The organism is Vibrio algarum (assembly GCF_028204155.1).
GTDB lineage: Bacteria > Pseudomonadota > Gammaproteobacteria > Enterobacterales > Vibrionaceae > Vibrio > Vibrio algarum.
On record NZ_JAQLOI010000003.1, the window covers coordinates 1,417,128 to 1,431,222 of the forward strand.

Annotated in this window: 13 protein-coding genes; 11 read left to right on the forward strand and 2 right to left on the reverse strand. The window is 36.5% G+C overall.

Annotated features, from left to right (window positions below; genetic code table 11):
* Nucleotides 1-489: 489 nt before the first annotated feature.
* A complete protein-coding gene (gene fghA, locus PGX00_RS21705; RefSeq protein ID WP_272140496.1) occupies nt 490-1,341 on the forward strand; it encodes an S-formylglutathione hydrolase in 852 nt (283 codons plus the stop codon).
* A 40-nt stretch (nt 1,342-1,381) separates the two neighbouring features.
* Here fghA and PGX00_RS21710 read toward each other — a convergent pair whose 3' ends face one another.
* Nucleotides 1,382-1,642: a hypothetical protein gene (locus PGX00_RS21710; protein ID WP_272140499.1), complete on the reverse strand. Its 261-nt coding sequence runs from the start codon at nt 1,640-1,642 to the stop codon at nt 1,382-1,384.
* A gap of 545 nt (nt 1,643-2,187) precedes the next feature.
* On the opposite strand from PGX00_RS21710, the gene PGX00_RS21715 reads away from it, so the two are divergent.
* The 10 genes from PGX00_RS21715 to citC all read left to right on the forward strand — a co-directional run bounded on the left by PGX00_RS21715 (nt 2,188) and on the right by citC (nt 13,196).
* Nucleotides 2,188-2,973: a hypothetical protein gene (locus tag PGX00_RS21715; protein WP_272140501.1), complete on the forward strand. Its 786-nt coding sequence runs from the start codon at nt 2,188-2,190 to the stop codon at nt 2,971-2,973.
* Nucleotides 2,957-4,489 (forward strand): EAL domain-containing response regulator, encoded by a 1,533-nt coding sequence (locus PGX00_RS21720; RefSeq protein ID WP_272140503.1) that lies wholly within the window; start codon nt 2,957-2,959, stop codon nt 4,487-4,489. Before PGX00_RS21715 ends, PGX00_RS21720 begins: the two co-directional genes overlap by 17 nt.
* A gap of 394 nt (nt 4,490-4,883) precedes the next feature.
* Nucleotides 4,884-5,255 carry a helix-turn-helix domain-containing protein gene (locus PGX00_RS21725; protein ID WP_272140505.1) on the forward strand — a complete coding sequence of 124 codons (372 nt, stop codon included), beginning with the start codon at nt 4,884-4,886 and terminating at the stop codon, nt 5,253-5,255.
* Complete coding sequence (locus tag PGX00_RS21730; protein ID WP_272140507.1) at nt 5,230-5,616, forward strand: hypothetical protein; 387 nt, start codon at nt 5,230-5,232, stop codon at nt 5,614-5,616. The genes PGX00_RS21725 and PGX00_RS21730 overlap by 26 nt, the downstream gene beginning before the upstream one ends.
* A 555-nt stretch (nt 5,617-6,171) precedes the next feature.
* Nucleotides 6,172-8,481 (forward strand): bifunctional diguanylate cyclase/phosphodiesterase, encoded by a 2,310-nt coding sequence (locus PGX00_RS21735; protein WP_272140508.1) that lies wholly within the window; start codon nt 6,172-6,174, stop codon nt 8,479-8,481.
* 323 nt (nt 8,482-8,804) lie between these two features.
* Nucleotides 8,805-9,137 (forward strand): hypothetical protein, encoded by a 333-nt coding sequence (locus PGX00_RS21740; RefSeq protein ID WP_272140510.1) that lies wholly within the window; start codon nt 8,805-8,807, stop codon nt 9,135-9,137.
* Nucleotides 9,109-9,792: a tripartite tricarboxylate transporter substrate binding protein gene (locus PGX00_RS21745; protein ID WP_272140513.1), complete on the forward strand. Its 684-nt coding sequence runs from the start codon at nt 9,109-9,111 to the stop codon at nt 9,790-9,792. Before PGX00_RS21740 ends, PGX00_RS21745 begins: the two co-directional genes overlap by 29 nt.
* A gap of 93 nt (nt 9,793-9,885) precedes the next feature.
* Nucleotides 9,886-10,290: a tripartite tricarboxylate transporter TctB family protein gene (locus PGX00_RS21750; RefSeq protein WP_272140515.1), complete on the forward strand. Its 405-nt coding sequence runs from the start codon at nt 9,886-9,888 to the stop codon at nt 10,288-10,290.
* 99 nt (nt 10,291-10,389) lie between these two features.
* The gene (locus tag PGX00_RS21755; RefSeq protein ID WP_272140517.1) at nt 10,390-11,892 is read left to right on the forward strand and encodes a tripartite tricarboxylate transporter permease; all 1,503 of its coding nucleotides are present in this window, start codon (nt 10,390-10,392) and stop codon (nt 11,890-11,892) included.
* 209 nt (nt 11,893-12,101) lie between these two features.
* Nucleotides 12,102-13,196, forward strand: coding sequence for a [citrate (pro-3S)-lyase] ligase (citC, locus tag PGX00_RS21760; protein ID WP_407702423.1), 1,095 nt, complete (start codon nt 12,102-12,104; stop codon nt 13,194-13,196).
* 62 nt (nt 13,197-13,258) lie between these two features.
* Here citC and citX read toward each other — a convergent pair whose 3' ends face one another.
* Complete coding sequence (gene citX, locus PGX00_RS21765) at nt 13,259-13,783, reverse strand: citrate lyase holo-[acyl-carrier protein] synthase (protein WP_272140522.1); 525 nt, start codon at nt 13,781-13,783, stop codon at nt 13,259-13,261.
* Nucleotides 13,784-14,095 lie beyond the last annotated feature (312 nt).

A 14,095-nucleotide genomic window follows, 5' to 3' on the forward strand; every position in this document is an offset into this window, starting at 1 on the left:
TAAATCACATAGCTGTAATCGAGCTAAGGGGACAAATTATATGTTCTTTATTTTTAGTAAAAAATAGCCCGTTCTATTGTGGCTGATGGTTATAATTTTAGTAAGCGAAAAGCGACAATACCATCTGATTTTTAATGGCTTCGTTTCTTTGTGAGAGATTAGGCTGTTTTTGTTATTTAGTCGTCAAAATTGCATTCAAATTCATAGTAGTATCACAACAATAAACCTGCAATATTTAGTTATAAGCGGAGTTAGATAGTGGAACGTTATACTGAAGTTGAAATGGGCTGCAAGTATGCATCACGCATAGAATAGGGTGAAAAGACAAAGGTTACCTTTAACCACGCGATAAGAGGAAGAGCTCACTCTCTCATTCGTTGCACGTATAACTATGGTTCAACAAAAATGCTTTAGGTTTAATAAAAAGTGGTTTAATAGGAAATTTCGCCGTCGGTTGTGTTTGGGGGCGCTAGGATAGAGGCTTAGTAAATGGAATTAGAAAATGTAAGTGCATCAAAGGTTGCTGGTGGTTGGCACAAACAATATTGTTTTGATTCAAAAACACTCAATAGTAAAACTCGCTTTGCTATATTTTTACCGCCAAATGCAACGGAAGAGAAACCTGTACCTGTTATGTATTGGTTATCGGGATTAACGTGTAATGATGAAAATTTTATGCAGAAATTTGGGGCGTTCCAAGTTGCATCTAGGCTCGGTATCGCTATTGTTGCTCCGGACACTAGCCCAAGAGGCGCAAACGTGCCAGATGATGTAGATGGTTCATACGATTTTGGCTTAGGTGCTGGGTTTTACGTCAATGCTACTCAACCTCCCTGGAATACTCATTACAACATGTATGACTTTGTGGTTGATGAACTACCTAATATGATCGAACGTCATTTTCCAGTATCTAGCAAGCGTGCTATTAGTGGGCATTCTATGGGGGGACATGGTGCACTAATGATTGCCCTAAGAAATCCCGACCGCTATAGCTCTGCGACTGCTTTTAGTCCAATTACAAATCCTATTAAGGTTCCTTGGGGACAAAAAGCCTTTTCTAATTATCTCGGTGACAATCGCGATAACTGGGAACAGTATGATACTTGTAAATTGATGAGAAACTTCTCAGGTTCACCGGTGCCAATGCTTGTTGAACAAGGGGATAAGGATGATTTTTTACATACACAGCTTAAGCCGGACAATTTATTAACTGCGGTTGAATATGAAAAATATCCACTAGAGTTTCGTATGCAGCATGGCTACGACCATAGTTATTTTTTCATCGCGACATTCATTGAGGATCACATACGTTTTCATGCTAAAAATTGGATGACTAGCTAGCTGACCGAAATCGGCACTCGTTATGAGAGTCGATTAGATTTTATGCTACGGTATCCAAAATTAAACCTTTAGTATGCATTGTGGATTGTACCAACTGCTCCCCACAAAATTGATACAGTTTATCCGCCTTGGTTTTCGACTTTGATCTGAATCTTAGGTTGGAATCACGGTAGCTATGGCTATTTACTGTTGAAGCAATGGCAGTTTGCGCGGTTACCTCAGTGATAAGTTGATTACCAGATTTAAAAGAAAGTACGGGAATACCAGCATTATTTATATTAAGTTTTGAGTTTAGACGCATGGCAACGGTTCCCAATAAGTTGTTGATGGGCCTATCTTAAAGATACTGGTCTTTTGGATTGTTCGATTAATGTCATCTAGTGTAAAAGCTCTGTTAATTCATTATAAAAACATATATATGTTAACAAAATGAAATCAAGTACTCGAAGTACGCAAGATATAGCCTATGTAGTGAGCATGCGATGGTGTAGTTGTTAGTAATTGCCATCATATTCATTCTTATCTAATGGTATAAATAGGGATTAAAAATTTAATTTAATTTGAATGTCATTGATAACTTATGATGGTTGTCTTTTATAAAATAAAGTTGTTATTCTTGACGCTAATTTAAATTGGCCTATTAATTCCGTATTGTTATTTGTTAATCAATAATATAGGTGGTTATATGTGTCTCTCTATCTGTTGGGCTAGATGTGTTTGATTTATGCCCCAGGAGTTATTAGCATTGCCCTTCCAAAAGTGGAGCCTTATTGCTATATACTATGAGTTTATCAAGAGTAGAATACGAACACTGTTGAAAATGACGTTGTAAAGTGACTGTTATAAATGATAGATTTTGGTAGGCTACTAAAAGGTTTCCGAACCTCAAACTCTTTAAGTCAAAATGAGTTCGTTAATATCGTGACAAATAATGATAATAACTTGGTTGGATTAGATGTAGTAACGATAAGTCGCTGGGAGAATAATGTAATAGTTCCAACGCATAGGCGTCAAATTGAAGTTTTTCAAGCTGCGTCTCAATGCTATTTCGATATTGTGTCGAAAAATGAAGATTGTATTATTAGTCCATTTAAACCTAAAATTATTGAAAAGTGTAACGTATGGGAGAATAACGAAAGCGTTCAATTAAATAAAGTAGCTTATAAAGAGATTCAATCTAAAGATGAGCAAGGTAATATACTATATTGTGTTTTGTACACTGATCAAAAAGGTATTCCGTTAGGGCATATAACATATAAGTATGTATCCCAAAATGATTTTTGGACTAGCCTTAATAAACCAGCTAAGTCAACTATATACGGTGTGAATACCGGTATCTGTCTCCAAGTTATATCTATGTTTTGTCTTTCAAATAAAATATTACCTCACATGTTAGGCTTGGTAACTAAAAAATTGTTGTCAAAGAAAGTTGATACTATTGGATTTATTAGCGAAAATAAAAGATCTAATGTAAGAAAATTTCTTAAATCAATTGGTTTCCAGGTGCACAATGAAACGCAGACCTGTGTATCACTTATTATGACGTACTATGGTGCATTGTATAATAAGGAACTATTTTATTGTTCAGTTTTAGTTGGGTGTCAAGGTGGTTTAAATGTCCAAGAAATATAAAGATGTACTAATTGTTGAAGACCAATTGTTTTTTCAAGATATTTTAGAAATAGCATTAAAAAATGTTGTTCCAGAACAAACCAAAATTGAAAGGGCATCAAGTGGAAACCGTGCAATTGAAATAATAAAAAGTAATATTGATTCCATTGGTCTATTGCTATTAGATATGAAAATGGATGATGGTGATGGTATCACGGTGCTCAATTACCTAGAAAAGCATTCACTTAATCACATCCCTGTATATATAGTAAGTTCATTAGATCAAAATTTCATTAGTTTTGTAATGCAATCAATTAGCGATCTGGATGTACGCCTCGTTGGCTTTATTCCAAAAGATACTCCCGATTCAGTTATAGAAAGAATATCGGATATAGAAAATGACATTAAATCCTATATTTCAGAAGATATTATTGATAGAAGGAAAAACTCTGATAAAGGTGATAGAAAATACGAAACTAAAGACATTATAAATAAACTGGAATCGGATCTTATTTTATACGTCCAGCCTAAGATAAATATTCAAGATACAGCATTTATCTCGGGATATGAAGTATTAAGCAGGTTGTATGATGATAGATTAGGCATAATCGAGCCGTCTAATTTCTTTCACCTTATTGATACTAAAGATAAAAAAGTCCACTTCAACTGGTTGGTATTAGAAAGCGTATTTAAGTTTTTGAGTGTAGATATCAGTGTTGGCGCATATAGAAACTTGTCGGTTAATGTTGATCCAGAAGTACTTGAAACTGAGAGCTTTGTAGAAAAGTTTGTCACTCTCGCAAAGACGTATTGTATTGACTTGGATTTAATTACAATCGAAATAATAGAAGTTTCGCAAATTGATACAACCAAAATGTACTGTAATATCGCCCAATTAAAGCTATTAGGAGTCAAATTCGCCTTAGATGATTTTGGCAAGGGATATTCAAATTTGGACAGAATGGAACGTATACCATTTGATGAAATTAAATTAGACCAAGATTTGATCAGTAATATAGAAAGAAACGATAAAGAGAAGGATCTGGTCGTATCATTACTTCGGTATATGTTAGGTGAGGGCTGTAATGTCGTAGCGGAAGGAGTAGAAAATCAAACAACTAACGACGTACTTCAATCGATTGGTTTTCCTGAAGCGCAAGGATATTACTATTCAATGCCAAAGCCAATCAATGAGATAGATAGTATTTTCATGCAATTGTTTACTAGTCGAGTTTCATTGCTATTAGGCGATATGAATGCTGAAAGCTTTCTTGAGATTTATGATTTCTTTCATGTGACTACAACAGAAACTATAGATAGATATCTCGCAAACGATAATATGAATACAACTCGGACCGAGTTTGTTCATCAGGTGAAAGGAACGCTTAAAACGGCAGGACTTAACGAGGCGGTTAAATTTATCGATTTATATAACGAAACGGGAGATAAGGTGTACGTTCATAGGCTGAGAAAATATCTTTTATTTTTCAACCAAATGCTGCATAAAAAAGTGGTGTGTTCAATGGGATTTCATTAATCTATTTATAAAATCTAATTCGCTTTCTGTGAGCTTCGAATTCTCTGATGTCTGAAGAGTTCGAAGTTTTTTTCTATATAATGTTGGATGTGTTTGATTTCATGATTATTTAATGCAGTTATTTGTTCTATTACGTGTTCAACTTCTGGTTTGTGATTCATATACTCCCCCTTTTCGCACTTGTATGACATGTGATTATATTCTCGTTATGGGCTCATTACGTTGGCATACTGATATTGTTATAAAACGCGATTTGTTATTAATTCATATTTATGCGTATAGAAAAATTACGGAAGTTACTGCCATCAATGACAGAAAATTCCTATACGGAATCGATTTTGAAATGAGTAATTTACGTACACATATTCTGGTGTGATTAATACGTGAGACTTAGATGAAAGTTGTAGATTTTGGTAAAGTGATAAAAAGGCTTAGAACGTTAGAGAGTATCACTCAAAGTGAATTGGTTTCTTTGATTGATGCAGCTACAGGTGGAGAAACAGGTGTTGATACGGTTTCTGTTAGTCGCTGGGAAAACAACATAATAACGCCATCACATAGAAGGCAAGTTGAGATCGTTAATAGTTTAGGCTATGAATTATCTGAATTGATAGAGCCGGATGTAATCTCTGTTTGTCAGCAAGATTTGGAGATGGCTTTAAACTCTAGAATCATCGATGCTAAATATTGGGATTTTACGTCTACACCGTGCAAAAAAGATAATATTGAGAAAAAAGCTTGTGAGTGGAGAGCTCATCTCTTATAACTTTGTTGATAGCGCAACCGAAATGCCTATTGCGCATGTAACATTCAAATTTGAAAAAAAATCAATTGCTAGCGAGAAAACATATATGGTAATTGAGTCGATCTATTGCACCATACCTTCATTGTTATTAGATTTTATCAGCTACTTTATGCACCTCGTGATTAAAAAGAAAGTTGATGGTGTGGTTTATCGCTCTAAAAATAGTAAGACACCATTGAATAAATTTTTAAAATCAATTGGGTTTAAAATATTAGATAAAAAAGATGGTAAATATATGAATATTTTGTCTCTATCTGATGTTTTGTATAACCAAACTTTTTTTAATCTAGCTTGTTGTTATAAAAATCGTATTATTTCATAACGATTTCTAGTTTAGCGTATAAGAATCTATCTAACGGTTTTTAAAAATTTTCGGTAAATGCTATTTGATTCGTTATGTAGAACATTAATAATGTTATGGCCTAAATTGGCGATGTGTTTTTTTAGTTCTACTTACCTATCCTATTGGGATAGGTTTTTTTATGCGTTAGATCATAGTTAGGGTAGACATTAGGTAGGTTATTTTTGGAAGTAGATTAATGGTTCGATGCAATAATCAATTGCCTGCTATTGGTCTTTCAGTGGTGGCTTAATTTCAGTATATTTATGCTGTAAGCGATAGATGGCCTCGTGTCGCAAAATAGTGCAATTTATGCAATAATGTCTCGAAAACCAGAACGTTTTTTGTTTGTTAACTTAGCTAAAGACTCCGTTTTAGTACTTTACAGTATTTGGAATTGATTTAGGCTGTAGATACAAATAGTTATATTGATAAGTTTCGTTCTAATATTAGGATCAATTTTAACCTAGCATTGATCCGGATAATATTTGTGGTAGCTTGATGTAAATTAGATGCTTCCCGTACGATAGGCTGCATATGAGATTAGACCTTAGAGAAACCCTAAGCGTAAATATTGTGATATTCATTGCAAGCACCATATTGTTTGCATGTATAGCTAATTTGATTTGGCTAAACACACTCGCTCATATTAGCAAAGAACAACGTTCTCACTTAAACCTCGTGCATCGTTCCACTCAAACCTTACTAGAATCGCAACAATCTTTACTTCAAGCAATAGGAACTCAAGCCTTTATCCTTAACAAAAGAACGGTTAGTACTAAGCTAGGTATATCTCATTTAGATGAGGTTCAACGCTCAAATTCTGTGGTTAACTATTTGTTACTAATGGATAATAAGGGCAGAACTAAGTTAACAACGACCAATATATCCAATCAAAGCAGTGAGTTTTCAGATTGGTTGAAAGACAGTTATCAAGACCTCTATTCAATCGCGTCTAAACAACATCAATTAGTTATTGGTAGAACTCATGTTTTTGATGACACAACGATAGTCATACCGATAGCTAAATCTATTTATGATAGTCAGGAGCGACTCGTAGGGGTTGTACTTGCAGGTCTGAAATTATCTAACCAGAGTATTTTGTCTTACGGAATAGGGAAAGATGCTGAAACTCGTACAGGTATTTTAAGAAGTGATGGGTTTTGGCAAGTACTATTGGGTAATGAGGTGGTGCCAGATTATTTTGAGAAACGTTTAAGTCAGAGTGAGCTCGATAAACTAAGAGATGCTAATTATAGCCTTGATGCTCAATCAGCAATAACTACTTTTTATCAATTACTGTTCGGTGATCGGTTAGTTAGCTCACAAAAGACTCTGATGTACGAAGAGTTAACTAAAAGCCTATATATTGTGGATATAAACAGCAGGTCAGTTATTAAGGTTTTTTTGTTTGATTTACTTCCTGTAGCAGGCGCATTTTTATTTTTCAATATCGTCACTGGAACTCTTACGTATGTCAGTTATAAAAGGCAAATGAAGGCAAATACTTCTTTGCAACAACAAGCAATGTACGACTCCCTGACATCTTTACCTAATGGTCTTTTCCTACGTAAAGTGATTTCCGAATGGATGGACGATAAAAAAGCTAAACGCAATTTCTCTTTGCTATATGTAGACATCGATAATTTCAAAACAGTTAATGTCAGTCATGGACAAGAGTTTGGTGACCGTATCCTGGTTTTGGTTGCGCAACGACTAGATAGATTAATTCAAAATGATAGTCTTTTGGTTCGCCAAGCGGGAAATGGCTTCGTATTTCTTTCGGATAGTATCGATGAAATGGTCCTTGAAAACTATTCCCAAGATATCCTGTACGCGCTTTCTATCCCATTCATGGTTGAAAAAAATACATTTTTGCTCGGGGGAAGCATTGGTATAGCAAGTTACCCTCAACACGGTGAAACGTTGGATGAACTCCTGAGTTCAGCGGAGCTTGCTTTAAGAGAAGCTAAAAAGAGCATGAATATGGCGCTTGTCTTTACCAGTGAAATGGAAATAAACAACCGATATAAGATGCGAGTCGAGCAAAGATTAAGACAAGCAATCAAACAAAAGTCACCTTATGTGGTGTATCAGCCTCAGTTAGATTCAACTGGGCAGCTCTATGGTGTTGAAGTATTAGTCCGTTGGACTGACGAGGAACTCGGTGAAGTTAGCCCGACAAGTTTTATTGCTATAGCTGAATCGTCTGGGCTAATTGTGGCGCTAGGCGAATTAGTGCTTTCTAAAGCATTTAGAGAGCTAGAACAAATTCAAAAACGTCAGGACACTAAGTTTCAGATATCGCTAAATGTTTCAATTCGTCAATTCATGAGTGAAAATTTCGTAGAAGGATTAAAAAGACGAATTGTGATGTACAATCTCGATCCAGCCTATATCACATTGGAGATAACAGAAAACGTATTCATTGAAGACCTAGAAAAAATGAAGCCAATCTTTGATGAATTGAGAGCCTATTCAATTAAAATTTCGCTAGATGATTTTGGAACAGGTTATTCTTCTTTGAGTATGCTTACCGAAATCAAATTAGATGAATTAAAGATAGATAAAAACTTTGTGGATAATATTCATATCGACCCTCAGTCTTTAACTATGGTAAAAAATATTATTGCGATAGGAAAAAATTACAATATGTCAGTGTTAGCTGAGGGTGTGGAAACTATCGATCAAAAAGAAATGTTGAAACGCTGCGGATGTGACGCATTTCAAGGTTATTTTTACTCAAAGCCAATTATGTTTTATGAGCTAGAAGAATACATAAAGACGTTTTGCGGTAATGATAATGTTATTCGAATGACAAATAGCCAAATGAAATACAACAAATAATTGGTTTATCACATTGTAATCTAACAACAATCTACCTGCTTAACGATATCCCATACATGGTTCTAATATCTTCTGTTGCATAGCTCTATTAACTATCTTTTTTAAATCTTAATTCCCCACTTAAACATAACTAATTGAAATATAGAGTTAAATTCCTTTTAAGTCATTTACGCCATTTGTAGCATTAAAGGTCTGTCTTTAAGAGTTTTAAATCACAATTCCATTTTCATTAAAAATTCATAATGCAGTTATCAACTTGCAGTAAGGGCCATACTGTCCTGCTAAAAGTTGAAAACATACTAATAAGGAATATAGGTAATTCAATGAATATGAAACTGAAAAGTGTAATGATGGGCGCTGCTATTGCATCGATCGCTACTATGCCGCTAAGCAATGCCATAGCGAAAGATTACCCACCAAGAACTATCTCCATGGTTGCTCCATCAGGTGCTGGCGGCGGTTGGGATCTTACGATACGTACAGTAGCTAAAACGCTAAAGGATACAGGTTTAGTAGAATCAAATATGCCAGTAACTAACCGTCCTGGTGGCGGTGGTGCGGTAAACTTAGCTTACATGCAAACTCAAAAAGATAGTGACAAACTGATCTCAGTTTATTCCCCCTATTTTGCTCACAAATCTGACGGGTGCAAGTAAGTATAGCTATCAAGATACGACACCTTTAGCCCGTTTAATTACCGATTATGGTGCTTTCGTTGTATCTAAAAACTCCAAATACACGTCTATCAATGAAATAATGGAAGCGCTTAAGAAAGACCCTAAATCAGTGAAGATTGGCGGTACATCTTCTGCTGGTTCAATGGACCATATTCAATTTTTAATTATTGCTCAAGCTGCAGGTGTTCCTAATCTTCGTCAGATCGATTACATTTCTTTCCAAGATGGTGGCGCTGTTGCACAGGTTCTTGGTGGCCACGTTGACCTTATTTCTACTGGTCTTGGCGATGTTTCGTCTTTAGTTAAAAGTGGTGACCTACGCGCTTTAGCCCATACAGCAGACAAGCGTGTTGGTGAAGGTTTGGTGGCTGAAATTCCTACAGTAAAAGAACAAGGTATCGATGCTACGTTTGAAAACTGGCGTGGATTGTTTGGCCCTAAAGATATGCCTGATTATGCAGTGACTTTCTGGAATAAAACGCTAAAAGAAATGGTAGCAACACCAGAATGGGCAGAAGCTCGTAAGCGTAATGGCTGGGATGATGCTTATCAGAATGGAGAAGACTTTACTAAGTTCCTTTCAAAAACCAATGACCAATATAAAGCAATCTTAGCTGAAATATTTGCTAAATAATTAGTTAGTTTAATTTGAGTAGGAGGGAATGGTCCCTCTTACTTTTCTCTATATTCAATGTTCCTCAAAAAACTCCTAACATAAGGTTATTCCATGGATAGCAATAATGTTCGCCCAAACTGGGACGGATTTACGGGTTTGTTTAGCGTAGCATTTGGCCTGATATACGGTGGTCATGCCTATACCATGCCGAGAGCGATGTTTGGCAACCCAATGGACCCAATCTACTTCCCTTTAAGTATTGCAGCTTTAGCAATTTTAATTGGCGTACTTTTGTTGGTTAAAAGCAACTTGAAAGCTACTATCGCGGCATTTACAAATATTATTAATGAAGACGCAAGTCGAAAAAACGATCGAAGAAGAATCTTTTATACCTGCATTATTTCGGTTGCATACGCAATGTCGTTTGAGCATCTTGGTTATGTCATTAGTACGTTTTTATTTATGACCGCAATGTTGACGATTACTAGCGGACGCAGTGATTGGAAAAAAGTATAGCGGTTGCGGTTGTTTTCTCTGCGACAGTCTTCTTTATATTCAACACGTTACTGGCTGTAAGTCTCCCACCTCTACCATTTATGGAATAAGGCGAAAATCATGACTGATGTATTAGCTAACTTAATCAATGGTTTTGGCGTTGCACTACAACCATATCATTTATTACTCGTGACCGTCGGTGGCATATTAGGTACGATAGTCGGAATGCTACCCGGTTTAGGCCCTGCAACAGGTGTTGCGGTACTGCTACCAATGACATTTGCAATGGGACCAACAGCTGCACTTATTACCATGACGGGTGTGTATATAGGCGCAATGTTTGGTGGGTCTCGTAGCTCCATTCTTATTAATACTCCTGGAGATGGAGCTGCATTGGCGGCCACCTTCGATGGTTATCCGATGGCAATGCAAGGGCGTGCCGAATCGGCACTGGCTATTTCTGCTATTGCTTCCTTAATTGGCGGTACTATTGCTGCTGTCTTAATGACATTATTAGCCGAACCTGTTGCAGGTTTTGCTTTGAAGTTTGGACCTGCAGAATATTTCCTTTTGATGGTTGCGGCTTTATCGATGACAGCATCAATGTCGAAAAACAATATGTTAAAGGGTTTCCTTTCAATGGTGATAGGGTTGGCCATAGCGACAATTGGGATTGATGCACAATCTGGTCTTGACCGTTTTACCTTTGGCAACTTAGAGCTTCAAACCGGTGTTGATTTCTTAGTTGTAATTATCGGTATTTACGCGATGGGAGAGGTATTTAAAAGCTTCCGCTCTCTAAGTGAAGGGACTAAGAAAGCACAGACTAAATTCAAACGTATTTGGATTGGTGGTGATGACTGGAAACGTTCAAAGTGGCCAATTCTAAGAAGTGCTCCTGTTGGTTTCATCATCGGGTCTCTTCCGGGAGCTGGTGGTACTATGGCTTCGCTAATGTGTTACAACAACGAAAAGCAACTATCTAAAAACAGTGAAGAATTCGGTAATGGTGCGATAGAAGGTTTGGCAGCTCCAGAGTCTGCAAACAATGCAGCGTCAATTGGTGCGATGATTCCTATGCTATCTCTTGGTGTTCCGGGGTCAGGTACAACTGCCGTCATGATGGGTGCACTTTTGATGCTAGGTATTCAACCTGGTCCATTACTCTTTACTCAATATCCTGATACAGCATGGGGTCTAATAGCTTCGATGTTTGTAGCCAACTTCATTTTGGCATTCGTTAATATACCTTTAGCAGGCGTACTGGTGAGAGTATTGGCCATTCCACCAAAAATCTTGTATCCAATTGTTTTGGGTTTAGCGTTCGTAGGTTGTTATGCAATCAGTAGCTCTGTAATTGACTTCTATATATTGACTATTCTGGGTGTCGCTGGCGTTGTTATGAAGCGAGCTAATATCCCAACTGCACCGATGATTCTAGCGGTTATCGTTGGCGGTACAATGGAACAGTCGTTCCGCCAAGCATATAGAATAGCAAACCAAGATATGTCTATATTTGTGGGCTCAACGGTTTCTCAGGTATTGATCTTAATTACATTATTGTCAATAGCGTTGCCTTTATTGGGTACGTTAAGAAAGCGTAAAAATGTCGCTGCGGCATAATATATAAACAAAGCAAAAAACAAATAAAGCACAAAGGTAAAACTTTGTGCTTTATTGCGTTTTATTTTAAATATAAATCTATCACGCGTTAAATAAAATCATTTACACCATTAAATGATTATTAATTAAATTCAGTTATGATTTAAATCATGATATTACTGTGTGATACAACCGATACTTGTAACGTTAATAAGCAGCAGGATATGTCAGTGGACTCCGCTTTTAGTTTTATACGGATACGCACAACAAACAATCTCAAGATGGAAAGAGTTAGCTCTTTTCTTAATCAAATGGGACTGGGCGTTGATGCAGACGTAGAAATATTTGTAGTGGCATTACAAAATGAAACTGTCGTCGCTGCAGGGGGACTTGCTGGCAACACGTTAAAGTCTATCGCCGTGGATGATGCCTATCAGGGGCATGGGCTATCTATACAATTGCTCACTAAATTAATTACTTACGCTTATGATATCGGTCGTTACAATCTGTTTATATTTACAAAGCCTGAAAACTATCAGATGTTTCATAAAGCGGGATTTTATAAACTGACTTCAGTGAAAGATCGCGTGGTTTTGCTTGAAAATAGTAAATCGAGGTTAGTTAATTACTGCCACAAGCTCGCTTTACATAAACGTACGGGAGACAAAATAGGTAGCATAGTAATGAATGCGAATCCTTTTACATTTGGTCACCGCTATCTGGTCGAAAAGGCCTCGAAACAATGCGACTGGTTGCACCTTTTTGTAGTGAAAGAAGATAGGTCTTTTTTTACTTATGAAGACAGGTTAAATATGATTAAGGAAGGCGTAAAAGACTTCCCTAATGTTATTATCCATCCTGGTTCTGATTACATTATTTCTAGAGCAACATTTCCGAGTTACTTTCTAAAAGATGATGGTGTCATCAATTACTGCCATACCGCCGTCGATCTTCAATTATTTAGGGGATATATCGCACCAGCGCTGGGTATTACGCATCGCTTTGTAGGTACAGAGCCGATTTGCACGGTTACTCGATTTTATAATCAGCAAATGCATCAATGGCTTACGACTCCGACGTTGGAGTGCGATCCTGTGAACCTTGTTGAGTTTCCGCGTTGTGAAAAAGAACAACAACCTGTTTCGGCATCGTTGGTTAGACACTTGCTATTTAATAATCAGTGGGATGATGTGCAAAAACTGGTCCCTTCGACAACATTAAATTATTTGAAAAATTTGTTTAGTGGAGAGAGTGAAGTGTATGAATTACGTTGCCAAGAGGCCAGAGTTGCTCCGATTCATTACGAAGCAACTTTAGTGAATTAACAGTGTATTGAGCACTGTTATTACGTCATAAGAAAAGAAGCTTTTAGACCATATTTGCCATACTATGCAGTTACCATCGATTCTTCGATTATTTGCTCGATACGGGCGTTTAATTCTTCCAAATTATGTTGATGCCTCTTCGCACATTCAGGAGCCGGGCAATTGCAAATGATGCACTTTCTAGCAGACATTTTGCATGATCCTCTAGAAATTGTTTTACCTTCACCATCCATGACATTTAGATCCATTAACTGGCCTAGCGAGTGAGAGTTTTCAATCTCCATCATGAATTTTTTTAATTCACTTGCAGAGCGGCACTGAACGGCAAGGTAACGTTCCTCGCCTGCAAAACCTTTGTGGTCATCGCTAGCGACAATAATAAACCCTTGTTGTGACAACGTCTGTTTCACTGATTGAAAGGCTTGTTCAATAATCTCTGCTACATAACCATTCTTACGCAACTCCTTGGGCATATGTGCTTTTATGGTGATTACTGGAGTCTTAAATTTTTTAACAAGCTGTTGCTGTTTTTTTGCTCTTGTTTCTTTACACAGATAAGAGTCATATAGTGATATTGATGAATGCATGTTGCGCTCTCCTATTTTAACGTAAATACGACAATAGCAAAATATAATGTTATTGCTTTGTTAGCACATACATATATCGATAGTGAAAGAGCTTTAAATGGTTTTAATGATTTTAATTATTGCCGCTTAAATATGAAAAAATAAGTTTTTTAGGATTTAATAAAAGCGCTGGGACACAACGAACGTTCTTTGAATAATAAGTAATATACATTGTGAATATGTGATCAATGGCTAATTAACAGTTGTTTTTATATTTATCAACTATGTTTTTGCATTTAGTTGTTGAATTGAAGCGCCATAACAAATAACGTG